Annotated in this window: 23 protein-coding genes and 1 pseudogene (1 of these 24 cut by a window edge); 16 read left to right on the forward strand and 8 right to left on the reverse strand. The window is 58.5% G+C overall.

From position 1 onward, the window contains the following. The first annotated feature begins 7 nt into the window (after positions 1–7). Entirely contained in the window at positions 8–688 is a 681-nt protein-coding gene (gene pdeM / locus H4N61_RS01360; RefSeq protein ID WP_182394788.1) for a ligase-associated DNA damage response endonuclease PdeM, read from the forward strand. Here the strand turns inward: pdeM and H4N61_RS01365 are convergent. The 3 genes from H4N61_RS01365 to H4N61_RS01375 form a co-directional block, all read right to left on the reverse strand. After that, entirely contained in the window at positions 685–1443 is a 759-nt protein-coding gene (locus H4N61_RS01365; protein WP_182394789.1) for a TIGR02186 family protein, read from the reverse strand. The two genes, pdeM and H4N61_RS01365, sit on opposite strands and share 4 nt — an antisense overlap. Further along, entirely contained in the window at positions 1440–2366 is a 927-nt protein-coding gene (locus H4N61_RS01370; RefSeq protein ID WP_169196163.1) for a sulfite exporter TauE/SafE family protein, read from the reverse strand. The genes H4N61_RS01365 and H4N61_RS01370 overlap by 4 nt, the downstream gene beginning before the upstream one ends. A gap of 149 nt (positions 2367–2515) precedes the next feature. Further along, positions 2516–5938, reverse strand: coding sequence for a peptidoglycan-binding protein (locus H4N61_RS01375; RefSeq protein WP_182394790.1), 3423 nt, complete (start codon positions 5936–5938; stop codon positions 2516–2518). A gap of 172 nt (positions 5939–6110) precedes the next feature. On the opposite strand from H4N61_RS01375, the gene H4N61_RS01380 reads away from it, so the two are divergent. Beyond that, positions 6111–6779, forward strand: a complete 669-nt coding sequence (locus tag H4N61_RS01380; protein ID WP_169196161.1) for a response regulator transcription factor — start codon at positions 6111–6113, stop codon at positions 6777–6779. A gap of 5 nt (positions 6780–6784) precedes the next feature. Beyond that, the gene (locus tag H4N61_RS01385) at positions 6785–7183 is read left to right on the forward strand and encodes a VOC family protein (protein ID WP_169196160.1); all 399 of its coding nucleotides are present in this window, start codon (positions 6785–6787) and stop codon (positions 7181–7183) included. A gap of 17 nt (positions 7184–7200) precedes the next feature. Here the strand turns inward: H4N61_RS01385 and H4N61_RS01390 are convergent, their stop codons facing one another. Genes H4N61_RS01390 through H4N61_RS01400 form a run of 3 tightly spaced genes read right to left on the reverse strand, consistent with a single transcriptional unit; the run spans position 7201 to position 10914 of the window. Next, the gene (locus tag H4N61_RS01390; RefSeq protein ID WP_182394791.1) at positions 7201–8766 is read right to left on the reverse strand and encodes a hypothetical protein; all 1566 of its coding nucleotides are present in this window, start codon (positions 8764–8766) and stop codon (positions 7201–7203) included. A gap of 4 nt (positions 8767–8770) precedes the next feature. Then, complete coding sequence (locus tag H4N61_RS01395) at positions 8771–9709, reverse strand: DUF6384 family protein (RefSeq protein ID WP_169196158.1); 939 nt, start codon at positions 9707–9709, stop codon at positions 8771–8773. A 23-nt stretch (positions 9710–9732) separates the two neighbouring features. Next, entirely contained in the window at positions 9733–10914 is a 1182-nt protein-coding gene (locus H4N61_RS01400) for a cell surface protein (protein ID WP_182395891.1), read from the reverse strand. A gap of 220 nt (positions 10915–11134) precedes the next feature. On the opposite strand from H4N61_RS01400, the gene H4N61_RS01405 reads away from it, so the two are divergent. The 10 genes and pseudogenes from H4N61_RS01405 to H4N61_RS01445 all read left to right on the forward strand — a co-directional run bounded on the left by H4N61_RS01405 (position 11135) and on the right by H4N61_RS01445 (position 20982). Then, positions 11135–11647: a carbon monoxide dehydrogenase subunit G gene (locus H4N61_RS01405; protein ID WP_169196157.1), complete on the forward strand. Its 513-nt coding sequence runs from the start codon at positions 11135–11137 to the stop codon at positions 11645–11647. A gap of 101 nt (positions 11648–11748) precedes the next feature. Continuing rightward, on the forward strand, positions 11749–11871 hold the full coding sequence (locus H4N61_RS18440; RefSeq protein ID WP_282567613.1) for a hypothetical protein: 123 nt from the start codon (positions 11749–11751) through the stop codon (positions 11869–11871). A gap of 234 nt (positions 11872–12105) precedes the next feature. Next, a complete protein-coding gene (locus tag H4N61_RS01410) occupies positions 12106–13062 on the forward strand; it encodes a BMP family ABC transporter substrate-binding protein (protein ID WP_248306058.1) in 957 nt (318 codons plus the stop codon). Between the two features lie 28 nt (positions 13063–13090). Further along, positions 13091–14641: pseudogene (locus H4N61_RS01415) on the forward strand (ABC transporter ATP-binding protein); the annotation flags it as partial. 116 nt (positions 14642–14757) lie between these two features. Beyond that, entirely contained in the window at positions 14758–15846 is a 1089-nt protein-coding gene (locus H4N61_RS01420; protein ID WP_182394793.1) for an ABC transporter permease, read from the forward strand. Then, positions 15846–16820 carry an ABC transporter permease gene (locus H4N61_RS01425; protein ID WP_169196153.1) on the forward strand — a complete coding sequence of 325 codons (975 nt, stop codon included), beginning with the start codon at positions 15846–15848 and terminating at the stop codon, positions 16818–16820. Before H4N61_RS01420 ends, H4N61_RS01425 begins: the two co-directional genes overlap by 1 nt. A gap of 30 nt (positions 16821–16850) precedes the next feature. Beyond that, positions 16851–17255 carry a cytidine deaminase gene (locus H4N61_RS01430; protein WP_182395893.1) on the forward strand — a complete coding sequence of 135 codons (405 nt, stop codon included), beginning with the start codon at positions 16851–16853 and terminating at the stop codon, positions 17253–17255. A gap of 57 nt (positions 17256–17312) precedes the next feature. Next, positions 17313–18302, forward strand: coding sequence for a deoxyribose-phosphate aldolase (deoC, locus tag H4N61_RS01435; protein WP_182394794.1), 990 nt, complete (start codon positions 17313–17315; stop codon positions 18300–18302). A gap of 14 nt (positions 18303–18316) precedes the next feature. Beyond that, positions 18317–20683 (forward strand): aldehyde dehydrogenase family protein, encoded by a 2367-nt coding sequence (locus H4N61_RS01440; protein WP_182394795.1) that lies wholly within the window; start codon positions 18317–18319, stop codon positions 20681–20683. 5 nt (positions 20684–20688) lie between these two features. Next, positions 20689–20982 (forward strand): hypothetical protein, encoded by a 294-nt coding sequence (locus H4N61_RS01445; protein WP_169196150.1) that lies wholly within the window; start codon positions 20689–20691, stop codon positions 20980–20982. Here H4N61_RS01445 and H4N61_RS01450 read toward each other — a convergent pair. Together H4N61_RS01450 and H4N61_RS01455 are read right to left on the reverse strand one after the other, a co-directional pair. Beyond that, positions 20979–22016 carry an FUSC family protein gene (locus H4N61_RS01450; RefSeq protein ID WP_169196149.1) on the reverse strand — a complete coding sequence of 346 codons (1038 nt, stop codon included), beginning with the start codon at positions 22014–22016 and terminating at the stop codon, positions 20979–20981. The two genes, H4N61_RS01445 and H4N61_RS01450, sit on opposite strands and share 4 nt — an antisense overlap. A gap of 12 nt (positions 22017–22028) precedes the next feature. Next, positions 22029–23249, reverse strand: coding sequence for an HlyD family secretion protein (locus H4N61_RS01455; protein WP_169196148.1), 1221 nt, complete (start codon positions 23247–23249; stop codon positions 22029–22031). A 99-nt stretch (positions 23250–23348) separates the two neighbouring features. Between H4N61_RS01455 and H4N61_RS01460 the strand changes: the two genes are divergently transcribed. The 3 genes in view from H4N61_RS01460 to H4N61_RS01470 are tightly spaced (at most 56 nt apart) and all read left to right on the forward strand, a layout consistent with a single transcriptional unit that may run on beyond the window. After that, on the forward strand, positions 23349–23819 hold the full coding sequence (locus H4N61_RS01460) for a MarR family transcriptional regulator (protein ID WP_182394796.1): 471 nt from the start codon (positions 23349–23351) through the stop codon (positions 23817–23819). 56 nt (positions 23820–23875) lie between these two features. Beyond that, on the forward strand, positions 23876–25195 hold the full coding sequence (gene deoA, locus H4N61_RS01465; protein ID WP_169196146.1) for a thymidine phosphorylase: 1320 nt from the start codon (positions 23876–23878) through the stop codon (positions 25193–25195). Between the two features lie 35 nt (positions 25196–25230). After that, a protein-coding gene (locus tag H4N61_RS01470; protein ID WP_169196145.1) for a phosphopentomutase crosses the window boundary here: on the forward strand, positions 25231–26200 show its 5' portion. Its footprint extends 248 nt past the window's final position; the window shows 970 of its 1218 coding nt (coding positions 1–970); it begins with the start codon at positions 25231–25233; the stop codon falls past the right edge of the window.

Raw genomic sequence — 26200 nt, forward strand, 5'->3', positions numbered from 1 at the left:
GATTGCGATGACGGAGACGCCGATTTTGCGTTTCGCTGGCCACACTTTTGAGCCGCTTCCTTCGGGTGGGCTCTATTGGCATGCGCGCAAGACTTTGCTGGTGGCGGACCTGCATTTCGAGAAGATGGCGAGCTTTGCGCGGCGCGGGCAGATGCTGCCGCCCTATGATACCGGCATGACGCTCACCCGGTTAGAGGCCGATATTGCGCATGTGGGGGCGCAGCGGCTGGTGTCGCTTGGCGATAGTTTCCATCGTGCCGACTCGGCACAGTTGCTGTTGGGCGCTGACCGGGCGCGGCTCGACGCTATTGGCCAGACCGTTGAGTGTTTCTGGCTCTCCGGCAATCACGATCCTGAGCCGCAGGGGATCGGCGGGGTGTCGCTTGAGGAGCTGGAGATGGATGGTTTGGTGTTCACCCACCATCCGCGCAAGGGACGGCCGGGGATGATTGCTGGGCACTTGCATCCTGCGGCACGGGTGGCAATGGCCGGGCGGACACAACGAAAACCCTGTTTCGTGCATGATAATCGTCTGATGATCCTGCCCGCCTATGGCAGTTCAACCGGGGCAATCAACATCCTATCTTCGGCGTTTACCGGGCTGTTTCATTGGCCCTCGTTAGAAGTGACCATGCTCGGACGCGACCGCACTTATCCGGTGCCGACAAAGCGGCTTGTCGCCGGTTAACGGCGGAACAGCACGCCACCTAGCCAGCCGGTAAAGAGGGCGAGGAAAACGCAGGCGATGCCGTAGAGCAGTGGGTATTGCACGGCCGAGAGCGCGACGAACCGTTCAAAGTCGATCTTGCGGACGGCAAAGCCTTCTGACTTGCGGGCGACCACTTGGCCGTCCTTGAACACATAGGTCTGGGCGATATAGGGGCCGGGCGGGGCGCTGCTGGGCAGCTGGAGCTGGGCCGAATAGAAATTATCCGACATGAAGACGACGCCGTTCTCCTGCACGCCGAAGAGCCCTTCTTCGGACATGAGCCGGATCAATTCGCGACCGAAATTGAGGGTTTTTAGAAAACCCGCGCGGTTCGGCACCAGAGCGTAGGACTCAGGCAGAATGGCATTTTGGTTGAGGGTGACGATGTCGGTAATATCGAGCAAGCGCTTGCTGGAGAGCACGTGGAAATAGCTCGGGAAGTTTTTGAACTCGACCTGTTCGGTGTTGATCCAGAACCCAAAATTATTGGTCATCTTGCGCGAGACGCGATCCTGAGTTGGTCCCAAAATGACGATGGCGACTTGATAGGAGCCGCTCACAGTGTTGGTGGGCGCGCCAATGTCGGGAGCGATGGTCCCATAAAAGGTGAGACGTTCGCCTGAAAAGCTCGACGTGATCTGAATGGTGTCGTTGGAAATGCCCGAGATGAGGCGTTCAGCCTGCACTGGGACAACCATCAACACCGCAAGGACAAACGCGAGGAGCCTTATCATCGGATCGTGCTCGTCACGGCCATGGAATAGGGGTCGCCCGGCGTCAGGATCAGTGCCAGGCCAAAGCGGATCGCGACGGCGAGGATTAGGAGCGCGAGGAGCCCGCGCAATTGTTCTCCGCGCAAATGCTTGCCCGCTGCTGCGCCGAACTGTGCGCCAGCCGTGCCGCCGACCATGAGGCAAAAGGCGAGAAGGATATCAACGCTCTGACTTTGTACGGCATGCATGATGGTGGTCGCACCCATCATGGCCACAACCTGCGCCAGCGACGTGCCGATGACAACATTGCCCGGAACGCGCAGCAGATAGACCAGCGCCGGAACCATGATGAAGCCGCCACCGATGCCCAGAAGCGAGCCAACAAAGCCAACGAAAACGCCGATGACAAGGACTGGGATGACGCTGATGTAGAGGCGGCTCTTCTTGAAGCGCACGCGCCAGGGCAGACCATGCATCCATGTGTGCTGGTGGGCCTGACGTTGCCCCACGACAACACCCTTTCGGCGCTTGAGAATGGCACGCACGCTTTCTTGCAGCATCAAGGTGCCGACAAAGCCCAAGAGGATTAAAAAGCCGAGAGAGATGACCAGATCAAGCTGGCCACTGGCCCGCAGCACCGAGAAAACCGCTACGCCACCAAAGGCCCCCAGTATGCTCGAACAGATGAGGTAGAAGGCGAGATGGAGGTCGATGCCGCCGCGTCGATAATGGCTGAGTGCGCCGGAAGTCGAGGCCGCGACCACCTGTCCGGTCACGGAAGCAACGGCGACTGCGGACGGAACACCGGAAAAGATCAGCAGGGGCGTGAGAAGGAAACCGCCGCCAACGCCGAACAATCCAGACAAAAAGCCAACGGCCCCTCCGATCCCGACAAGAAAGAAGAGGCTCACGGAAAGCTCTGCGATCGGCAGATAGATCTGCAAGATCTGGTCCCGTCATGTTGTGTTCGGGACTATCCTAAGGGGACGTCTGTCAACAGAAAGGTAAGAGCCAGTAAAATCGAGCATAAAAACTTACAGCCTCATCCGGTGAGGACGAGGCTGTGATCAAATCGACACAGGGTCGGCGTTGATTAAACGGGCTGGCTGCCCAAAACAGCGAGCAATCGTGGATTGACCTCGCCACTTTCGCTCATTCCGGTTGCCCGTTCGAACGCGCGGATCGCCTCGACGGTTTGTGGCCCAGACTTGCCGTCCGGCGTTCCCACATCAAAACCGAGCTTGGTCAAAGCGACTTGGACGCGTTTGACCGTTTCCTCCGCAGTGATTGCATCGCCAACTTCAAACGCGGTAGACCACGTGCCAATTGGCGCAAAGTTCGCTGCCAAAACCAGCGGTGCGGGCTTCCAGGTGAGCAGCTCAGCATCGACGCGCTGAACCGCATCTGCGGACAGGGAGCGCACGATGTCGGTCTTGGCTAGGCCTGCGTCCTTGTCGCCCGAGAGAGCGGCGAGGGAGAAGTATTTGTAGGACTGTTCGAAATTCTGTTCGACGCCCAAGCCGCGCGCATAGAGCATGCCGAGATTGAACTGGCTATCGACCATGCCGCGATTGGCGGCACGTTCGAACCATTCTGCAGCAAGCTCAAACTGCTGGCCGCCCATATGGCCGCCAGCATAGAGCGCGGCGAGGTTGTGCATCGCCATGCGGTGACCGCCATCGGCGGCGCGCTGATACCAGAGCTTGGCCTGTTCGAGGCTCTTTTCGACGCCAGTTCCCATCTCGTAGAGATTGCCGAGACGATACTGCGCGGGAACGAAGCCTTGGGCTGCCGAGCGTTCGTACCACTTGATGGCTTCAGCGGCATTCGTCGGTACACCGCGCCCTTCGCCGTAAATGGCAGCGACTTCGTATTGCGCTTGAGCATTGCCCGAGGCAGCGGCTTGGCGCAGCTCAAGTGGGCCAACGCCTTCGGCTGGTAGGGCGAAAGCATCGCGCATGGTTTCGGCAGGATTGAGAGCTGCCGTCAAAATCGGATCGGGTGCTGCGGTCGAAACCGGAGCTTCCGCCAGCGGCGGCGGCATGGTGATGTCTGGCAGGACGCTTGGGCGTGAGAAGCTCATGGGAGCGCCTGGATTGATCGAGCCGGTCGATGTCGGGTCGATCATCTCGCTCATATTCGGCGCCGTTAGCGTGTCGGAGAGACCTGCTGCAGGGGTCGGATCGGTGAGGACCGTGACCGGGGCCGCATTTTCAGGGGCAGTCACAGCGGGCGCTGGAGTTTGCGCAACCGAGGTCGGCTCGGCACGCTGCAAGACCAGATTGATCGCGAGCAATGATACGGCTGTCAAAGCTGTGGCCAGCAGAATTGGCCGGCGATAGCGCCGCAGAACATTCTGATGCGTGACGGTTTCGTCCGCGCTTTCGGCGTCGTCAAGCGCTACCGGTGCCTCTTCAGGTTTGTCCTTGAGACGGGCGCGGAAGATCGCGCGCTTTGGCGCTGCGGGTGCTGGTGCCGCTGTTTCAATAACAGTGGGGGGCACGACGCGATCTGGGAGCTCGGCTTCCCGACGCGGGAGCACAAAGGCCAGAGCTTTGCCGATGATGCTATCCGCATCCTCTGGCGTTTCGTCTTGACGGGCGCGCTGGGCGCGGCGTGCTGCCGCCACGAATGTGCTGGTGCTCGACACTGACGGAGCCGCTTCAAGCTCCTTAGTGACCGACGCGCGCGTCTCATCGGCAAAGCCGGGCTTTGGGTCACTGGCCAGACTTGACTGTGGGCGTGGTGGTGGGGTGACCGTCGACGGATCAAACTTAGGCGCTTCGGCGGCGACAGTTTCGGCGCGCATCCGCGATTGCGTCATCCGCTTCTGCGGGACTTCCGCCAGCTTTAGGCTCTGATCGACCAGTGGCGCGTCTTCCGCCGGATTGATCGGCATTGCGTCATTCTTGGTGGCGCCGAGGCTGCTGAGAATGGCTTCAAGCTTTGAGCTGGTGGCGTTAGCCTTGTCAGAAACAGCCTGCTCAAAGGCGTCGTCGGCGTCAAAATCCCTTGCGCTGGACGCAGGGGTTTTTACGAAGGCTACCGGAGCCGGAGCAGGAGCAACAGCTGGTGCAAACTGACGGTTTGACAGAGTGACTTCCAACCGCGCGAGGCGTTCGGCTGTTTCTTTGCCTGCGGTGTTGAGCAGCGCCGTCATGCGCTTTTCGAGCGCGGACAGATTGGCGTCCTGCGCAGCCGTCGCGGCAGGGCCAGCCTTTGCAATGGCCTGAGACGTCCGTTCGGCTACCATATCGGCCAGCGAGGTATAGTCGATTGAGACGTCCTGCTGCTCATACGCGCGGCTGAGCGCGTCAATCTGAGCGCTGGCCTCGTCCATGCGATCCATCAGGGCGCGCAGCTGGGTTTCGACAGCAGAGGTGTCGACCGGAGTGATGCGGCTATTGAGAGCGTCGATCTGGTCTTCGATGCGCGAGAAGCGTGGTTCAAGCCCGGATAGTACCGCATTGCGAAGGCCGACGATTTCAACCTTGAGGGCTTCGACCTCGCCGTTTGAGGTGTCAACGGCTTCCAAACGCTGAGCCAGAAGCTCCACACGCTCTACTAAAACCTGGGGCGAGCCTACGCCGGTTTGAAGGGCATTGGTGAAGGACGCCATCTCGCTGGTGAGACGGTCAAAATCGGTCGATGAGAGCGCGACATTGCGCTCGATCGTATCAATCCGATCGTAGACGTTACGCACGCTCTGCTCGATGGCGTGCATGGACGGGAGCAGGCTTTCTGCGCCCAGCGTGGACTGTGCTTCCACAGCCCGGCGCTCTTCGCGGATCAGCTCGCGCTCCATCTGCTCGGCCTGCAACTCGGCGAGCTTGCCGACGGTGACCGACACATCATCCATGCGACGGCTCAAAACCGACATGTCCGCGCGCGGGCCACGTTCGATCATCACGCCGAGCGCTGCAATCTGCGCTTCTAGGCGTTTGACCTGACCGGTTTCGCCGACTGCGCCAGCGATCAACTCCACGACCTGGGTGAGTTGTTCAACTTGGCTGGCAACCTCGTTCACCTGCGCACCATTGTGGCGCTGGCTCTTGAGCTCGCTTTCGAGGCGTTCGAGACGTTGGCTCATACCGCCAACGAGCGAGCCCAACTCGCGCAGTTCGGGGAATTCGGGCGCGCGGCGCGCTTGCGGCGCTGCGGTCGTCGGACCCTGGCGATGGCGGATTTCGGCGATGGCTGCGGTCAGATCATCGTCAAATAGAGCGTTGGATTGGGTTTCGCGTTCGTTGAAACGTTCGACGGTGCGCTGTACGGAGCGCAAGGCTTCTTCGCGACGTGAGACGGGTTCGGGGCGCGAGACTTGGTCGTGCAGGTCCTGTACGCGGCGCGCCAGGCCCTGAAGTGTGGAGACTGCGGGCTCGGGTTCAGGCGGCACGTAGTGGCTCTCAACCTTGTCGAGCAGGGCGAGAAGCTCACCGCGAAGTGCTTGTAGGTCCCCTGCACCGGGGTCGTTCACCAGATTGGCGAAGTCCGAGTTTGTGTATGCACGGGGCATCGCAGGTCCTGTTACAACGAAACGCACATCGCGCGAGTCGCACGAAGGTATAAAGGCCACTCTTGAGAAAACATGGTAAAGAAGCCGTTAAGGATTCATGGAATAACCATCCCCGCAGATATGAAAACCGTGTACTTACGGGACATTGTCCAGCAGGGCAGGAGCTGACTATATGACTCGCCGTCGCATCATAATCGTCGATGATCACCCGCTATTTCGGGCCGCATTGCGGCAGACATTGGCTGGTGGCGACGCTACAGTGACCGTGGAAGAAGCCGGTGACCTCAATGGGTTAAGTTCGGCGCTCGATGCTGATCGCGATTGCGATCTGGTGCTGCTCGATCTCAATATGCCGGGCGTTCGGGGCTTTTCCGGGCTGCTGCTGCTGCGCGCACAATACCCAGATATTCCGGTGATGATCATTTCCGCTGTGGAAGATTCGACCGTGGTGCGTCGGGCCTTTGAGCTGGGCGCTTCGGGCTATTTGCACAAGTCTGTTGGCCCCACGGAAATTCGTCGGGCCATTGAAACCGTGCTGTCCGGCGAAGTGTTCGTCCCTGCCGGTACCGAACTTGGCGGCGACGACGATCACTCAGCTTTGATGAAGCGTCTCTCAACGCTCACCCCACAGCAGGTCCGCGTTCTGATGATGCTCAGCGATGGTTTGATGAACAAGCAAATCGCCTACGAGCTGACGATTTCTGAGGCGACGGTTAAGGCCCACGTTTCGGCCATTTTGCAAAAGCTCGACGTCGATAGCCGCACTCAGGCTGTTATCGCCGCAGCGCGGATTGAAGAGGGCCAGTTCGAGGCGCTCTTCACCATCACAGACAAGGCATAAGCCCTATGAAGCCTTCTATTTCGATCATCACCATTGGCGTTGATGATCTTGAGCGTGCCTTCGCCTTCTATCGCGCCCTGTTCGACCTGCCGGACGATCAGATTGGCGCTGGCGAAGACAATGTTGCGTTCTTCTTCGACGACAAGTTCACCTTCGCGCTCTATCCGCGCAAGGAGATCGCCGAGACTGCGGGCAAGGGTGACTATGTGGCGGGAACGCCGAGCTTTGTGCTCAGCCATCGTGCCGAAAACGCTGCTGAAATCGACACCATTCTCGACCGTGTTTTGGTCGCGGGCGGGACGATTATCGTCGGCAATACCGAGTCTGAATGGGGCAATTCGGCCTATTTCGAAGACACCGAAGGCAATGTGTGGGAGCTGATGGCAACGCCACCAGCCAACTAATCATAATGCCGGGGAGGCTAGAACCTGCCCCCGGTTTTAAATCCGCTGCTGGATTTGCGGTTGCCCGATGAGAGACCGCCGCCAGCGCTGCCGCCGCCACGAGGCCGCGAGAAACCGCCCCCAGCAGAGCCGCCGCCAAGGCCACCACCCCAAGCGCCACCAAAGCCACCGGGCGTGGGCTTTCGCGGGGCTGCGCCGCCACCAAAGCTGTTATCTGGCCAGCCACCGCCGTTGCCCCAGGGGCTTTTGTTGGTGCCAGCGCGGCGGGTGCTTTTGTAGCCCGAACCCCATTCGCTGCCCGGCGCCCAGTTTTGGCTTTTCCGCCATTGGTCCCAATAGGCCGCGGCCGAAATTCCGCCCTTGAGGAACTCGGTGAGCATGTCCCCGACAAGTCGATCTTGGCTAAAGCTCGAGCCGGGATCGTCAAAATGCTGCTTTTTGAATTCCCACTGAATATCTTCAAGCTCGCGACGGCGCTCTGCTAAGGTCTTGAGCCGTGCGCGCTGTTCTTTGCTCTCGGTTTCTTCTTCGCCGAGGCGGGTGCGGGTTTCGTCGATCTGACCGACGATCGTGTCGTCTTGAGCGGTGCGAGTGCGACGCGCTTCGGCCAGGAGCGTGCGGATGTCTTCGCGCGCGAGAGCGGCGGCAAGATCGGTTGCTGCCCGGACGAACTCAGGGTCTTCCCCTTCAGCCAGACTGCGCAGGGCGTTGGCTGCAGCGTCGCGCTGATCTTCGAGGGCAACAATCTGCTCGTCGAGTTTGGTGATCTCGGCTTGCGTGGTTTCGACAGCATCGCGTAACGGCGCGCCGCCAGCCGCATCGATGGCTGCAATTTCAAGCGCGGCCAGTTCGGCCTCGGCGGCCCGCACATTTTCCTCTTGCAGTTCAGCGTGCTCACGCAAACGCAAGGGGAGTTCATTGAGCATGTGGTAGTTCGGGCGGGCCTTGGTAAAGCCGATGAGCCGAGCGACAAGCCCATCAAGATAGCGGATGAGGCCGCTGGCCTTATACGTGGAGGTGCCGTAGCCAGCGTCCCACAGATAGATGAACAGCGGGTCGTCGCGGTAAGGCTTGCCCTTGGCTTCGCGGTCCGCTTCAGCCTGTTCTGTCTTTTTGAGCGCCTCTTCGGCGATATGATCGAGCTCTTCGGTTTCCTGACGCTTGGCGATAAATTGCGGATCGCTGGCAATTTGCTGCGCGAGCTTGGCTGTGAGCGCAGTGAGGTTTTCTAGCTTGTCTTCAAGCAGGCGGAGTGCTGCTGAACGGTGTTCGAGCAGTTTGGAGCGATTGTCTTCTATGGCCTTGAGCGAGGTCTCTGCCTTGGTGACGTCGCGGGCATGGCCCTTGAGCACATCGCGCGCCTTGCGTTCGGCGGCGGTGATCTCGCCATCGAGTTCGGCCTGAATTTTGGGATCAAGGCGAAGCTTGGCGAGCTGGCGGAAATATTCTGCCTCGGCTTCGCGCAGTTTGGTGATGCGTTCAGACGTGCGGGCGACGCGCCGGGAGATCTCGTCTTCCTCGCGGCGAATGTCGCGCATTGCCTCTTCGAGGCTGGCCAGAGCTTGTGGGCCGCGAATGCTCATGCGCCTACCACCGAGTTACCGTGCCGCCCAGAACGGGCATTGTATATTCAACATCAAGAAAGCCGCTGGATTTGCGGCCAACGGTGTTGGCTTGGATGAGGCCGTCGTCGCGCTTATCGGCAACCACGGCAGAATAAACCGTTGAAGGCACGCGGACGCCCCACATCGAGACCTGTTCGATCTCGCCATTTTCTTCGTTCGCAATGGGTAGGGTCAGGGGATTGCCGTCGATGTCGATGGCTTCGACCACCACATACCAATTGGTCGCGTCGCTGGTATTGTTGGGCGTTGTCCAGAACCCAGAGTCCGCATCAGCGCGATTGACGATGCGCAAAGTGTAAGCTTGGCGCAGCTGATCACGCAGCGCAGTCAAGCGTTCAACAGCATCTTCGGCGCCTTCGCGATTGCCTTCCTCGGCAAACGCTTGACCCCGAGCGAGGAGGTCATCCGCGCGAACGACGGCTTGCTGAACCTTGGTTTCTTCAAAGATTGTCTGGCGCAGAGCTTCCATCTGCGCCGGCAAGCCTTGAGCGACCTCTAGGCGCGCTTGTTCGGCCTGGCCGTGCTGGAACGGCTGGTAGATGCCAAAATATCCAATAGCAGCAACGATCGCTGCAACGAGGAGGGCCGCCACGGGCCGACCCCATTTTTTGCGGGACACATAAAGCCGCGCCAGCGTGGTTTTAAAACTCGGCGCAGGTGGCTCGTAGGTGAAGCGGCTTTCAGCGAGGGCCGAAACGCCTTCCTTGAGAATGCGATCGGGAACTTCAATGCCCTGTGCATGATAGAGGGAACGCAAGCGCTCGATGAGCTGCCGTTCGCGGGCGGCTCCATCCAGTTCACGTGTCACCAAATCCTGCCGGTGACGGAGCGTGTCGACCACGTCCATCGCCAGCATGACTTCATCCAGTTGCACAGCCGATTTGGCCGTTCCCTCACTCATTGGCGAGCCTTGCCCGTTCTATCTTAGTTGCGGGTTTCCAAAAGCAATGCGTTGCCTTCGGTTGCCAAGGTGGCCAGACGACGCTTGCCATCTTCAACGGCGTCGCGAATTTCTGCCGAATTCTTGGTCGAAGCTACACGCATCTCATTGATAATGGTGCGGCTTTTTTCCTGGAAGTTTACGACAGAGTCGACGAGCTTCTGAACGGCATCGGCGCGGATGGTAGGACCGTAACCGGCGCGGACAGCTTCTTCCTGAACCTTGTCACCGATTTCCGAGAGCGCTTCGAGGCTCTTGGACATGCCTTCCTTCATCGCATTCAGCGTTGCAGTGGATTCGTGCAGGCCGAACATGCCGGTGAACGAAGCCGAGAGCGCGGTGAGCACGGTTTCATTGGTCGAGAAGAACGAGATCGACTGCTGATAGACACGTTCCTTAGCGTTGGTCGTCTGCATGAGACGGGCCATCACCACTTCGGACGTGTTGTAAGAAATCGTCAGATTGTCCGAGAGGTCCTTGGCAATCTGATAGCGCTTTTCTTCGTTCTGCATTTCACGCAGACGCTCGTCGCGCGCCATTTCGAGGCGGGCGCGATCAGCAGGCGTTTCGCCGGCATAAGAGGCAAGCTCTTCAGCCGCCTTCTGCAGGATATTTTTCTTTTCTTCCAAGCGCTGTTCAGCGGTGTGCAGCACTTCGAGCGCCATAACTTCAGACTGTTTTAGCGCGCCGCGGAAATCGCGGTAGGCTTCCAAAATGGTCTGTTCGCGGTCGATCTGATCCTTGGTGTCCTTCGACACGGTCAGATAAGTGTCGCGGATCTTGTCAAAGCGGGAAGCGATGTCGCCGCGGCTAACCTTCATCCACACGTTGGAAGCGCGTTCGAGCAGGTCGATTTTATTGTCCTGCAACTGATCGACCATTTTCTTGGCGTCGTCGCGGATAGAATCGAAACCCTTGGTGATGTCTTCGTAGCGCTCACCGATCTGCATTGCTGCCACCTGCTGGCGGACAACTTCGTTGAATGCGGAGGCCTGGCTCAGGGTGCGGCCAATCAGAATGACGCGTGTTTCATCGAGCTCGGTAATCTGAGCGAGAAGCGAGGTGATCGGCTGTTCGCCTTGTTGCTCGGGCCAAATGCCCAGATCGCGGATCGCGTTCACTGCTTTATCAAGATACTGCAAAGGCTTCTCGGTGAGCGCAGTCATCGCATTCGCCTGGGTCGCAGTGGCAGTGGTGGCTGGGTCAGTCATATCTGGCATTCCTCGCTAAGCGGGCTCGTAGGCATACCGCCGTTCACTCCTGATGGGACTCTCATACGGCAACATCAAAGCAAGACAATTGCAACGTGTGCTGGTCCCAACTATTTACCCGATATTGGTGCGAAAAAGACGCACGTAAAGAGTGCGGTTGCGGACAATTTTATCCGTGCGCCTGCCAAGCCAACAAAAGGACGCGATTGAGATGGATTTTGGTGGTCGATATCGTATCGAAGCGTCGCGCTCGGCAGTGTGGACAGCGCTCAACAATCCAGAAGTGCTGAAGGCCGCGATTCCGGGGTGCAGCTTTATCGAATGGTCTGGTCCGTCCACGCTGGACATGGCCATCGCGGTCAATCTTGGCGTTATGAAGCCCAGCTTTAAAGGCGAGCTGTCGTTGTCTAACGTCGATGTGGCACGCAATTACACGCTCTCTGGCAAGGGTAAGGGCGGGTTCATGGGCCTAGCGGAAGGCGCAGCGGACATTTCGCTGGCCGATGATGGCGACGCCACGATCCTGCAATTTACCGCGCAGGGCGGCGCTTCAGGGCAGATTATGAAGCTTGGAAAGGCTTTGATCGGCAATTCCGCTCAAAAGATTATTGATGGATTTTTCGAGCGCTTCGCAACGGCGATGGGTGCCGAAATTACCGCCCTCACGCCGCCAACTGAAGCGCGTTAACGCGTTCTTAACCCTGCGGAAATCGAGCGGGTTTTGGACATGATTTCGCCCCGCGGTAGCAAGTAGGGGTAAAGCCCCGAGCTTCTATTGTAGATTCTGTCATGTCCACACACTCCCGCGATAGTCTCGCGCTCTATGCAATCGCCGCTTTGGCTGTGGTGGTAACGCTTTATGGCGACCTAGGACTAGGCGCGCTGTTCGAGGCAATATTGGCGCGCTGGTAATTGACGGTAGAGAATTTAAGCATTTTCAGCAATTTGCGTGAGCAAATGCCTTAAATTTGACCAGCTGGAAAAGATTCTACGAGTTTCCTATTGCTTGGAACTGGATTGCACGATTTTATCCCCTCTTAGCGCATCCATACCTGTGGCGAAGGGGCCCAGTTGGTATGCTGCACAGGGAGAAAGAACTCGATGAAAATCTCGACCCTCACCAAAGCTATCGCTGGCGGCGTTGCAATGAGCGCTCTGTTGGCCGGTGCAGCCTTCGCTGACGGCGCTCTCGTCTATGACGGCGGCGGTAAGTTCGATAAGTCGTTCAACGAAGCAGCCTATAACGGCGCTGAAAAGTTCAAGGCTGAAGGCGGCGCCTATCAGGACTTGGAAATTTCGGGCGACGCGCAGCGTGAGCAGGCCGTGCGCCAGTTCGCTTCGCGCGGCAACAACCCGATCGTGCTTCCGGGCTTCTCGTGGGAAACTGCACTGCGTGCGGTGGCTCCAGACTTCCCAGACACCAAGTTCACCATCATCGACACCGTCGTTGACCTGCCGAACGTTCAGTCTGTTGTCTTTGAAGAGCCACAGGGTTCGTACCTCGTCGGTATCTTGGCTGCGATGCAGTCCAAGAGCGGCAAGGTTGGCGTGATCCCAGCGTTCAACTTCGACCTGCTTGACGCATTTGCTTGCGGCTACGCACAGGGCGCCAAGTCGGTTAACCCAGACATCGAAGTCATCAAGACTTATGTCGGCACCGGCTTTGAAGCCTTCAACGATCCGGGCAAGGCAACCGAAGTTGCAAAGTCCCAGCTTGATCAGGGCGTAGACGTTGTCTTCCAGGTTGCTGGTGGCGCAGGCGCAGGCGTGCTGCAGGCAGCAGCTGACGCTGGCAAGTGGTCCATCGGCGTGGACAGCAACCAGAACCACCTGCATCCAGGTTCGGTTCTGACTTCGATGCTCAAGCGCGTTGACGTTGCTGCTTACAATGCCATGAAGGGCGTTGAAGACGGTACCTGGGCTCCAGGTCTGATCACTCTTGGTCTGGCTGAAGAAGGTGTTGGTGCAGCATTTGACGATAACAATGCTTCGCTGATCACTCCGGAAATGAAGGCAGCTGTCGAAAAGGCCACTGCTGACATTATCTCTGGCGCTGTTGTTGTTCACGACAGCCGTACCGACAAGACCTGCCCAGCCCTTTAAGACCTACAAGTGAGGTCAGGGCTGAGCCATGACTAATCTGAACTCTCATAATGCTCAGCGGCCCGAAAGGGCCGCTGACACCTCGCTCGCAATTGAGCTGAGCAAGATCAACAAACACTTCGGTGCGGTTCACGCGAACCGAGACATCGACCTGGCCATCAGGCGCGGTACGGTGCACGGCATCGTTGGCGAGAATGGCGCTGGCAAGTCGACACTGATGTCAATCCTATATGGCTTTTACACTGCTGACAGCGGAGAGATCCGCGTTAACGGCGTGGCCCATTCCATCACCGATAGTCGCCACGCTTTGGCGCTCGGCATTGGCATGGTGCACCAGCACTTCATGCTGGTGGATAATTTTACAGTTTTAGAGAACATCGTATTGGGGGCCGAGGACTCGGCATTCCTCAAACCTTCGCTCAACAAGGCGCGTGACCAGCTTAAGGCGCTTGCACGCGACTATGGGCTTGAAGTTGACCCCGATGCGATTGTCGAAAATCTCTCGGTTGGGCAGCAGCAGCGCGTCGAAATTTTGAAGGCGCTGTATCGCGGTGCCGAGACGCTCATTCTCGACGAGCCGACGGGCGTGTTGACGCCAGCCGAAGCGGACCATCTGTTCCGCATTCTCGAAAAGCTGCGTGCCGAAGGCAAAACCATCATTTTGATCACGCACAAGCTGCGTGAGATCATGGCCATTACCGACGAAGTCTCGGTTATGCGCCAAGGATCGATGGTCCAAACACTCAAGACCGCTGATACCTCGCCTGAACAGCTCGCCGAGCTGATGGTGGGGCGTCGCGTCTTGCTGCGCGTAGAGAAGGGTCCGGCCAATCCGGGTAAGGTTATGCTTGAAGTGCAGAACCTGATCGTCACCGACGATTTCAAGGTTCCACGCGTCAAGAACGTCTCCTTCCAAATCCGTGCGGGCGAAATCGTCGGCATCGCGGGTGTGGCGGGTAATGGGCAATCGGAGTTGCTCGAATCTATCGCCGGCATGCGCGACCAACTCGGCGGTCAGGTGCTGGTTAATGGCAAGCCGCTCTCGCTTGAAGGCGATGACGGGGCAGCGCGGGCGCGCCTAGCGGGCCTAGCGCACGTTCCGGAAGATCGTCTGCGCATGGGGCTCGTGACCCAGTTCTCCGCTTGGGAAAACGCGATTTTGGGCTATCAGAACACCTATGGTTCTGGCCTTAGCCTCGACATCAAAAAAGCACGCGAAACGGCAGAAGCTTACGTTAAGAAATTTGACGTGCGCCCGGCCGATCTGGATCTCAAGACAGCTAATTTCTCCGGTGGCAATCAGCAGAAGATTGTCCTTGCCCGTGAAATGGAGCGCGATCCGGACGTGTTGATCGTTGGTCAGCCGACGCGCGGCGTCGACATCGGCGCGATTGAGTTTATCCATAACCAGATCATCAAAATGCGCGACGCGGGTAAGGCTATCCTGCTCGTCTCGGTGGAACTGGACGAAATCCGGTCGCTGGCCGACCGTATCCTCGTGATGTTCGACGGCCATATTGTTGGCGAAGCCGATCCCGCAACGGCGGATGAAACCGAGCTTGGCTTGTTGATGACCGGTTCGCACGCCGACCAAGTGGTTAGCGAAGCGGGCAGCTTGCCCGCGCATGAGACGCCGATCCAGCAGACGCTGGTGCAGATGTCGCCAAAGAATAATACCGGCAGGGAGACCAACTGATGAACGCCTTGCCACGTTGGGCAGACGTTATGCTGCTCCCTGTTCTCAACGTCGTACTCGCCTTCCTTGTGGGCGGGCTGATCGTGCTGGCTGTGGGGCAAAATCCGCTCGAAGCCGTGCGCATCATGCTCTACGGCGCCTTTGGCTACGGCTCGGGCTTTGGCTATACGCTCTACTACACGACCGACTTTATCTTTGCCGGGCTAGCGGTTTCGCTGGCCTATCACGCGGGCCTCTTTAACATCGGGCCTGAAGGGCAGGCCTATGTGGGCGGTCTCGGGGTTATCCTGATCGGTCTGGCGTTCAACGGAACGCACTGGGCGATCATGTTCCCGATGATGATCATCGCGGGGGCTATGTTTGGCGCGACTTGGGCGTTTGTGCCGGGGTATCTGCAAGCCAAGCGCGGCAGTCACATCGTTATCACGACCATCCTCTTTAACTTCATTGCCACCTCGATGATGAGCTACATCATCTCCAAGCAATTGAAGCCTGAAGGTGTGAACTCGGACGAAAGCGCGCCGCTTGAAGCGATCACGCGCGTGCCGCAGCTGCGCACCTTTATCGAACTCTTTAAAAACTCGCCGGTGAACCTGACGTTCTTCCTCGCGCTGATCGCGCTGGTGTTCGTTTATTGGTTGGTCTGGCGCACCAAGTTTGGCTATGCGGTCCGCTCGCTCGGTGCCAATCCGGTGGCTGCGGCCTATGCCGGGATTTCCAACCAGAAGCTGATCATGATCGTCATGGCCATGGCTGGCGCTTTGGCGGCAATGGTTGCGGTCAACAATGTTGGGGGTGTGCAGGGGCGTCTGATCCTCAACTTCGTCAACGGCGCGGGCTTTGTGGGTGTGGCGGTGGCCTTTATGGGGCGCGCGCATCCAATCGGGGTTGGGCTTTCCGCGCTATTGTTCGGCATTTTGTATCAGGGCGGCCAGGAGCTGGCGTTCACCATGCCGGGGATTACCCGCGAGATGATCGTCACCATTCAGGCGCTCGTTATTCTGTTTACCGGCGCGATGGGCGACATGCTGCGCGCGCCACTGGCGCGATTGCTGACGCGATCAGCGGCTCCGGCGGGAGGTAAGTGATGGATCAGTTTATCGTCGATCTAACACTCGTCCTCGACTCCACCACCCGACTGGCCGTGCCACTGATCCTGGCCTGTTTGGCCGGGCTCTATTCAGAGCGTGCGGGCATTGTTGATATTGGCTTGGAAGGCAAGTTGCTGGCGGGCGCTTTTGCTGCCGCTGCCACAGCGGCGGTCACCGGCTCTGCTTGGCTCGGCCTGCTCGCCGGCATCGGTGCTGCGCTGGTGTTTTCGGGCATTCACGGCCTCGCCTCGATCAACTTTAAGGGCAATCAGGCGATTTCGGGCGTGGCGCTCAACTTCCTCGCTGCGGGCCTCACCACCTTCTTGGGCCAATCCTGGTTTAAGCGCGGCGGGTATACGCCTCAGCTTTCGGGCGATCAGCGTTTTAACCCCATCACCCTGCCGTTTGCGGAAGAGTTGAAGGGTGTCCCTGTTATCGGTCAGATCTACAATGAGCTGATTTCGGGCCATAACATCATCACCTATTTCGCCTTCATCGCCGTTCCGGTGACGGCTTGGGTGTTGTTCCGAACGCGATTTGGCCTGCGTCTTCGCGCCGTGGGCGAAAACCCCAAGGCGATTGATACGGCCGGGATTTCGGTGACGCGTCTGCGCTATCAGGCGCTGATCATCACGGCAGTTCTGGTGGGTATTGGCGGCGCTTATCTCTCGATTGCGCAGTCGGCTGGGTTCAACAACAATATGTCGGCGGGCCGAGGCTATATTGCTCTGGCAGCACTGATCTTTGCCAAATGGCGTCCGGGCCCAGCTCTGCTGGTGTGCTTGATGTTCGGCTTCCTTGATGCGGTACAGTTCCGTATTCAGGGGCAGGTCTTCCCGATCATTGGCGAGGTGCCGGTGCAGGCCATTCAGGCTCTGCCCTACATCCTTACCGTCATTCTTCTTGCCGGTTTTGTCGGTCGCGCCGTGGCTCCAAAGGCTTCGGGCATTCCCTACACCAAGGAGCGCTAGCCGTAAGGCTGGCGCAATTTGCCAATGTCTCTGTCTGAAAACGATAAGGCCCTGTTCGCGGCAGCCGAAGCGGTTCGCGGCAAGGCCTATGCGCCCTATTCCAACTTTCACGTTGGTGCGGCCATTCTGGCCGATGACGGCAAGATTTACTCTGGCTGCAATATCGAGAACGCCTCCTATCCGGTCGGCAATTGCGCTGAGCCCAGCGCTATTGCGGCCATGATTGCTGGCGGCGGCAAACGTATTCAGCGCATCTATGTCACGGGTCCCGGCGTTACCCCAGTGACACCCTGCGGCGCTTGCCGCCAGCGTATTCGCGAGTTCGCCGATCTCGATGTGGAAGTGATTTCACACGGCGTTGACGGAACGCCACTGGTGCAGACGCTGGAACAGCTGTTGCCACATAGTTTTGGCCCGGCGTTTTTGGGCCGCTAACGCATACGGACGCGTTTTGTCCGAACCAGTAGGGGGACTGCCCCTTAAGGAGGAGCTATGAGCCTCAAAGTTGTCGACGCTTCGACGTCGCATCCGGCCCACAAGCGCAACCCCGGCTTTGCTCTCGACCTCGATTGGGTCGAACGCGTTCGCATGAACCGTTCGGCACTCGAACGCCGCGCCAACTCCATCGGGGCGCGACGGACGGTGAAGAAGGATTATCAGCTCGCTTGGCTGCTCAAGGCGATCACCATGATCGACCTGACAACGCTCAACTCTGACGATACGCCAGCGCGCGTCGAGCGCCTCTGCGCTAAGGCTCGTAAGCCACTGCGCGCGGATATCGTCGAAAAGCTGGGCGTGCAAGATTTGCGTATTCTGCCCGGCGCAGTTTGCGTCTACCACACCTTTGTCAAAACCGCCGTCGAAGCGCTCGAAGGCACGGGCATTCCTGTTGCGGCGGTGTCGACCGGCTTTCCGCATGGTCTGGCACCGGTCCACACCAAGATTGCCGAGATCGAAGCGTCGGTTAAAGACGGTGCTGAGGAAATCGACATCGTCATCGAGCGCGGCATGGTTCTGCGCGGCGATTGGCAGGCGCTTTATGATCAGGTCCGCGCTTTCCGCAAGGCCTGTGGCGATGCGCATATCAAAACCATTTTGGGCACGGGTGAGCTGGCAACGCAGACCAATGTCGCGAAGGCTTCGCTCGTTTGTATGCTGGCAGGGGCTGATTTCATCAAAACCTCGACCGGCAAGGAAAAGGTCAATGCTGACCTTGTGACCTCCTTGTCGATGATCCGCATGATCCGCTGGTTTGCCGAAGAGACCGGTATTGAGATTGGCTATAAGCCTGCAGGCGGGATTTCGACGGCTGGCGATGCGCTCAAATATATGGCGCTGATGAAGGAGGAGTTGGGCAATCAATGGTTGCAACCGCACCTCTTCCGCTTTGGGGCGTCGAGCTTGCTCACCGACATTGAACGGCAGCTGGAGCATGGCCTCACTGGCCATTACGCCGCCGACTACCGCCAGCCTTTGGTTTGAGGATTTTTGCACCCATGAACAAGATCGCTCAAATCTTTGAAAGCCTTGAATATGGTCCCGCGCCAGAAGGGGCGGATCAGGCCAATGCTTGGCTCGACGCCAAGGGGCCCAAATTTGGCCATTTCATCAATGGCGAATGGACTGCGCCGGGCAAAGTTTTTGCCTCGTCCAATCCGGCCAATGGACAAAAGCTCGCCGATATTACTGACGGTACGGCTGAGGATGTTGATGGGGCGGTGAAGGCTGCACGCAAGGCGTTCGGCGGCTGGAGCAAGCTTTCGGGCTACAAGCGCGGCAAATATCTATATGCCATCGCGCGCATGATCCAGAAGCACAGTCGCATCTTTGCCGTGCTCGAAACCATGGACAATGGTAAGCCGATCCGTGAAAGCCGCGATGCGGACATTCCGCTGGTTGCGCGCCATTTCTATCACCACGCCGGTTGGGCCACTCACCTGGACCGCGAGTTCCCCGATCACGCGCCTTATGGTGTGTGTGGGCAGATCATTCCGTGGAATTTCCCGCTGCTGATGCTGGCGTGGAAAGTGGCTCCGGCGCTGGCGGCGGGAAATACGGTGGTCCTCAAACCAGCTGAGTTCACCTCGCTGACGGCGCTGCTCTTTGCCGATATTTGCGACCGCGTTGGCCTGCCCAAGGGTGTGGTCAATATCGTCACCGGCGAAGGCGACACGGGTGCCGCTATCGTCAATCACCCGGACGTTGATAAGATCGCCTTCACCGGCTCGACCGAAGTGGGCAAGATCATCCGCGAGGCAACGGCGGGTTCGGGCAAGGGCCTGTCGCTCGAGCTGGGCGGTAAATCGCCTTACATCGTTTTTGAAGATGCTGATCTCGACAGCGCAGTCGAGGGTCTGGTGGAAGCCATTTGGTTCAATCAGGGCCAAGTGTGTTGCGCGGGCTCGCGCCTCCTCGTGCAGGAGAGCATTGAAGAGCGCTTCATCGCCAAGGTGAAGGCGCGCATGGCAAAACTGCGGGTCGGCGATCCGCTGGATAAGTCCATCGACATTGGTGCGCTGGTTGCGCCTGTGCAGGTGGAGCGCATCCGCGATTTGATGAAGCGCGGCGTGGCTGAAGGCGCGGTCGTGTACGAAGCTGATGGGGCCCTGCCGGAAAAGGGCTGCTTCTTAAAGCCGGCTCTGGTGACGAATGTGTCGCCTGCTAACACACTTGTTGCCGAAGAAATCTTTGGCCCAGTGCTGGTGGCGATGAGCTTCCGCACGCCGGACGAGGCAATCGCGCTGGCGAACAACACGCGCTACGGGCTGGCGGCGACGGTGTGGACTGAGAACGTCAACCTCGCGCTCGATATTGCGCCGAAGATCAAGGCCGGTGTGGTCTGGATCAATGGCACCAACCAGTTCGATGCGGCGGTTGGTTTTGGCGGCTATAAGGAATCTGGCTTTGGCCGCGAAGGCGGACGCGAAGGCATGGGTGCCTACCTCAAGCCAAACTGGGAAAAAGACCTCAAGAAAGCTGAGGCCGTGCCAGCCATTGCGGCGACAGGCACGAAGAACCCGCTTGATGGCAGGATCGACCAGACGGCCAAAATGTATATCGGCGGCAAGCAGGCGCGGCCCGATAGCGCCTACAACCGTCCGGTGCTTGGGCCGAAGGGCGAGTTGATGGGTGAGGTCGGCGACGGCAATCGCAAGGATATTCGCAACGCTGTCGAAAAGGCCCGCAGTGCTCTGAGCTGGGGCACAACCGCGGCCCATACCCGCGCGCAAATCCTCTATTTCCTTGCTGAAAATCTCGAATACCGTCGCGATGAATTTGCGGCGCGGATCAAGGCGCAGACAGGCGTTGATGGTGGCGAAGAGGTCGATCTCTCGATCGAACGTCTTTTTGCCTTTGCAGGCTGGGCGGACAAATACGATGGGGCGGTGCACAATCCGCCGATGCGGGCTGTGGCTGCGGCCATGGTTGAGCCATTGGGCGTGATGGGCATTATCGCGCCGCCGTCGCGTCCACTGCTTGGCTCTATCGCGCTGATTGCGCCGGCGCTTGCCATGGGCAATAGCGTGGTTCTGGTTCCCTCGGAACGCTCGCCGCTTTCGATGACGGACTTCTATCAAGTTCTCGAAACCTCGGACGTGCCAGCAGGCGTCATCAACATCGTCACGGGCGATAGCGTTGCATTGGCCAAAACTTTGGCTGAGCACGACGGCGTTGATGGGGTGTGGTTCGCTGGCCCCGCCGAAGGCTCGGCCATGGTCGAAAAAGCCTCGGCGGGCAATGTGAAGCAAACTTGGACGACGCGGGGCTTTGATTTTGATCTGGCTCATCCTCGCTTCTCAGGCGAGTATTTCCTAGGCAAAGCCACCCAGATCAAAAACGTCTGGATCCCCTACGGAGCGTAACAAACATGGCCGACAAGATCGAAATCGAGAATGTCGGCCAACCCGGCAAGACCTATCGAGTGGATGCCACAAAGTTCGCAGCTGTGCGTGAGGTGGTCTTGGCTGTTTTGCCGAGCCAAGCGCCGGGCATATCGGTGAGCGAACTGATCGCGGCTGTTAAGCCAAAGCTGCCGCAAGACCTGTTTCCCGGTGGCGAAAAGGCCGGGTGGTGGGTCAAGGCCGTGCAGCTCGATCTTGAAGCAAAAGGGATTATCGCACGGGCAGCAAAACCGCCCGTGCGTTTGTATTTATTAGACTAGGCAGGGCGCAGCTCGGATGGCAGTTCTTCGTCCGGATCGAGCAAGAGTGCTTCGAGCAGAGCCAGTATCAGAATGGCCGCCAGCATCGCGCCGCCAGTCATAACGATACGCTGCAACACCGCTTCGAGCGCGTCGACACCACCGGTGGTCGACTGCAGGATCATCACTAGCGCTGCCGAGCAGGTGTACTGATAGATCAGCGGGCGCTGCTTACCGGTCGTCATCTTATCGACGAGGTAATAGGTGATGATTGTGCAGAGCAGCACGAGCACCGGCATTTCCGGGATCATGCTGTAAATCATCAGGACACCAGCGGCGATGCCTGCGCCAACCACAGTGCCACCACCACGGTCGATGACCTGGTTCATCTGCGTGCCGCGCCGGGGTTCGCCACAAACGAACAGCATCATAATGACGATGGTCATCATGGTCATATCGCCGGTCGAGAACAGCCAGATCATGGCCGGAACATAGATGATCGAGCGGATCAGCAGATGCTTGCCCGCCTGGGTGCTGGCCAGCGGGGCCACCATTTCTACGTGCACGGTTTTGGTCGTGGGCGGGAACAAAAGGTTCAATCCGACCACGGCGATGCCCAAGGCGAGGCCGCCCATAACCATGCTGTCGCGCATGACGACGAGCACATAGTCACTCATGATCGCTGACATGGCCATCATCAGCGGGAAGACGGTGAGCATCATGCCGCCACGCGAACCGCGCATGACCATCAAAGCCAAGCCGCCAACGGCAAGGATGATGTTGACGATGGTGAAAACCATCGGCTCGTTGACGGTGACAGCGGCGATCCAGCTGAACACGATGCCAACGATCGGCAGAACAATAGGCGTCGCAAAGGTGCGCGGGTTCAGCGCACCGCGCTGGTTGGACATAATGCTCATCGCCATCACTACCGGCAGCATGGGCATGGTAATGCCCAATGGCTCGGCGAGCAGCAAACAGATCATGACCGTCAGCGCAGTGCGCAGCGCCAAATAGGGATCGTCTAGCGCACTGACGCGGGGCAACTCTTCCATGGATCGAGGCTCTTAGTTGAGGCCAGAAATGAAGCCATTGATGGTCAGGAGAGCCTGCGAGATGGCGGGGATAAAGCCACCGTTAGGATCAATCAACACGCTGGCTTCCGAGCCGATACGGATATTGGCGGGGAGTTCGGAAAGATCGTCGAGCGCAATACGCACTGGGATCTTGCGGGCAGGAGGGAACCAACGAGTGTCGGTGGTCGGCTGCGCTAGGCCATTGGCGGTCGCGCGGCCCGAATTGATGCCCCAAGCTATGCTTTCCACCGTGGCAGAAAACTTCTTGCCCGGCGCCGCTTCAAAAACCACAGTCGCCTTATCGCCTGGCTCGACATTGATCAGCTGATTTTCGCGGAAGTCCGCGATAACCATCTGGGTCGCCGGGTTGATGAAGGTGAGGGCACCTGCGCCTGCGCCAACAAACTGGCCTTCGGTGAGGCTGACATTGGTCACATAGCCATGGGCTGGCGCGACAACCTTGGTATTGGCGAGAGCGAATTCAGCCTTTTCCAGATTTGCGCGGGCGGTACGGATATTGGGATTGGTCGCGTCAGCAGCGCCGCTCGCGGTCGTTGTGCGTTCCAAATCCGCACGTGCGGCCTGCACGGTCAGCTCAGCATTGGACTTTGCCAGTTCTGCCTGTGCCAGCTTGCTGGGCGATACCAGACCCTTAGCATGCAGCTGTTGCTGACGATCCAGCTCATCGACAGCATTGGCGAGCGCCAACTGTGCCTGATCAAGCTTTGCCTGCGAAGCGGGAATAGCGGCGGCGTTCGACGAGACCGAATTAAGCGCTTGTTCGAGCTGAGCCTTCGCCAGCTCGACATCCATGCGATAGGTGGTGTCGTCGATGGTGAAAAGCGTGTCGCCTGCGCTCACCGATGCATTGTCCCGAATGGTGACTTTGGTCACTGGACCCGCAACACGCGCCGCGATTTGGGTGACGTCTGCGGTGATCGAACCAGCGCTTGCAAACGGTGCGTGACGATCGCTCAGCGGATACCACGCAAAGATGCCGACGAGCACCAGCACCAAGACGAGCGCGATGCGTCCAGCCTTTTTGCGTTTCGCTTTGGCGGCAGCGACGAGTTCAGGAGAGGGTTCTTCCGTGGCGACGGCCGCAGTCTCATCGGTAGAGGCTGGCGTGATGACCGAGAGGTGCGCCTTGCTATCCGCAGCAGGGGTCGAGGACGATTTCGCGGTTTCGCTGGGTGTCACAGCCTGTGCCATGGTGTAGATGTCTCCTTAACAGAGCCCGTTACATAGTGAACCTGATTTAGCTATGCAACAAAGATACTTTGGTGCATAGCTAGAATGATGAGCGCGCATATGACAGAACCCGTCCAACTACCGATCGATGATTTGATCCGCGAACTGTCGTCGGAAATCATGCAAATCCACCGTTGGATGGCCGAACAGGCGGGTCTGAACACCACAGATCTCATGGCGCTCTATTATATCCGTAATGCAGAAGGGCAGGCGGCTCCCAAGCAATTGGCGGAAAACCTGGGTCTGACATCAGGGGCGACGGCCATCCTTCTCAATCGATTGGAGCAGCGGGGCTTCATCCAGCGGTCACCGCATCCGAGTGATCGACGTGCTGTACTTTTGTCGCTCGGGCCAGCGGCGACAGCTGAGGGCATTTTGCACGTGCGCCAATATCTGCGTGAGGCGAATGCAGATGTTTTCGATACGCTAGGGGAACAAGAGCGGGGCATCGTTGTGAAATTTCTTGGCGATATGCTCGAGAACACCCGAAAAGCCTTGCACGACCTGCGGACAAGCTCCGCGTCAAAGTAGCGTCAGCACTTCGTATCCATCTGGAATACAAGAGTGCTTTGTCATAGGCTCGCCCCATGACTCTTATGCCGCAAGAAATCATTGCGCTGAAGCGCGATGGACATGAACTCGATAGTGTCGACATCGCCGCCTTCGTTTCCGGATTTACGGGCGGGTCGGTCTCACATGCACAAGCCGCAGCTTTTGCTATGGCGGTGTATTTCCAAGGCATGACCATGGCCGAACGTGTGGCCCTCACCGTAGCGATGCGCGACAGTGGCTCTGTGCTCGACTGGTCCGATCTTGATGGCCCAATTGCCGATAAGCATTCAACCGGCGGCGTCGGGGACAATGTTTCCCTCATGCTCGCACCCATTCTGGCGGCACTCGACATTTATGTACCGATGATCTCCGGCCGAGGCCTTGGGCATACGGGCGGTACCCTCGACAAGTTCGACGCCATTCCCGGCTATCAGACCAGCCCGGACAACGCCTTGTTTCGCAAGGTCGTGAAGAGCGTCGGTTGCGCCATTATCGGGCAGACGGCCGATCTCGCCCCTGCCGATAAGACGCTCTATTCTATTCGCGATGTGACCGGGACGGTGGAATCCATTCCCCTCATCACCGCGTCTATTCTTTCGAAAAAGCTCGCCGCAGGGCTCGGCGCCTTGGTGCTCGACGTGAAAACAGGGACGGGGGCATTTATGCCCACCCGTGAAAAATCACGCGAGCTCGCGGAAAGCCTTGTGGCAGTGGCCAATGGGGCAGGGCTGCGCACCAGTGCACTGATCACCGACATGAACGAGCCGCTGGCCAGTGCTGCCGGCAATGGGCTGGAAGTGCGCAACGCCGTCGAGTTTCTCACAAAGAGCCATGTTGATCCCCGTTTACGTGACGTGACACTGGCGCTCTGCGCTGAACTGGTGCTGATGAGCGGCAAGGCGGATACCCCTGATGCTGCAACGGCGGCCGTACACCGCGTTTGGGACAGTGGTGCCGCCGCCGAAAAGTTCGGGCAGATGGTGGCAGCCCTTGGTGGGCCGATCGATTTTATTGAGAATATGGACCAGCATTTGGCGGCGGCCCCCATTGTGCGCGACGTGTTCGCGGAGGGTGAGGGCGCTATCGCGGCCATCGATACCAAGGGCGTGGGCATGGCGGTGGTAGCGCTCAAGGGCGGACGCTCGACGCCAGCCGATGTGATTGATTATCGCGTTGGTTTTGATCGTCTTGCGGGCTTGGGGCAAAGTTTGGGGCCGTCAGCCCCGGTTGCCCGTATTCACGCTGCCGATGAGAAGAGCGCCGCCGAAGCCGAAGCTCGATTACGCGCAGCCTATCAGCTTGGGAACGCAAACACGGATCACCCCCTTATTGCAGAGCGGATCAATCCCTCTTAAAGCCAAGAAATTGGGTCGCCGTTGAGGAGCAGTTTATGCCCCGTGCCATAGTGTGTGTTCTGGATAGTGTTGGTATCGGTGGAGCGCCCGATGCGGCGGACTATGGTGACTTAGGAGCCAATACTCTGGGGCACATCGCGCAGTGGGCGGCGGAAGGACGAGCCGACCAGCAGGGTCTGCGTTCAGGGCCTCTGCACCTACCAAATCTTGAGGCGATGGGAATTGGCGCAGCGGTGTCTCTGTCCACCGGTGTCACCCCTCCCGGCCTATCCGCACAGCCTAAGGGCGGGCGATTTGGTGTGGGGCGCGAAACCTCAAAGGGCAAGGATACCCCGTCAGGTCACTGGGAAATCGCTGGCGTCCCTGTGTCCTTTGATTGGGGATACTTTCCCCAAACCATCCCAGCTTTCCCCGATGATCTCATTGCCGAGCTTTGCGCGCGGACTGACGTTCCCGGCATTCTGGGCAATAAGCACGCCTCTGGCACCGATGTGCTGATGGAATTGGGTGAAGAACACATCCGCACAGGCATGCCGATTTGTTACACCTCTGTCGACAGCGTCTTCCAGATCGCGGCGCACGAAAGCCATTTTGGTCTTAATCGGCTTTATGATTTCTGTAAGGTCGCGTTCGAACTGACGGAGCCTTTGCGCATAGGGCGCGTGATCGCTCGTCCATTTGTGGGCGAGAACGCTGCCGATTTCAAGCGCACGGGCAATCGTCGTGACTTTGCCTTGCAGCCCCCTGAGCCGACGCTTTTGGATCGTAATCAGGCGGCGGGCCATCACGTCTACGCTATCGGTAAGATCTCCGATATTTATGCAGGGTCTGGTGTAACCCATAAACTAAAAGGGACGGGCATCCCTGATCTCTTGAATAAAACGCTTGATGCCATGGAGATGGCGGCGGATCGGGCGTTGATCATGACCAATTTTGTCGATTTCGACAGCGAATATGGTCACCGGCGCGACGTTGCTGGATATGCTGGGGCATTAGAACTCTTTG

The sequence above is a fragment of the Devosia sp. MC521 genome (assembly GCF_014127105.1).
Lineage (GTDB): Bacteria > Pseudomonadota > Alphaproteobacteria > Rhizobiales > Devosiaceae > Devosia.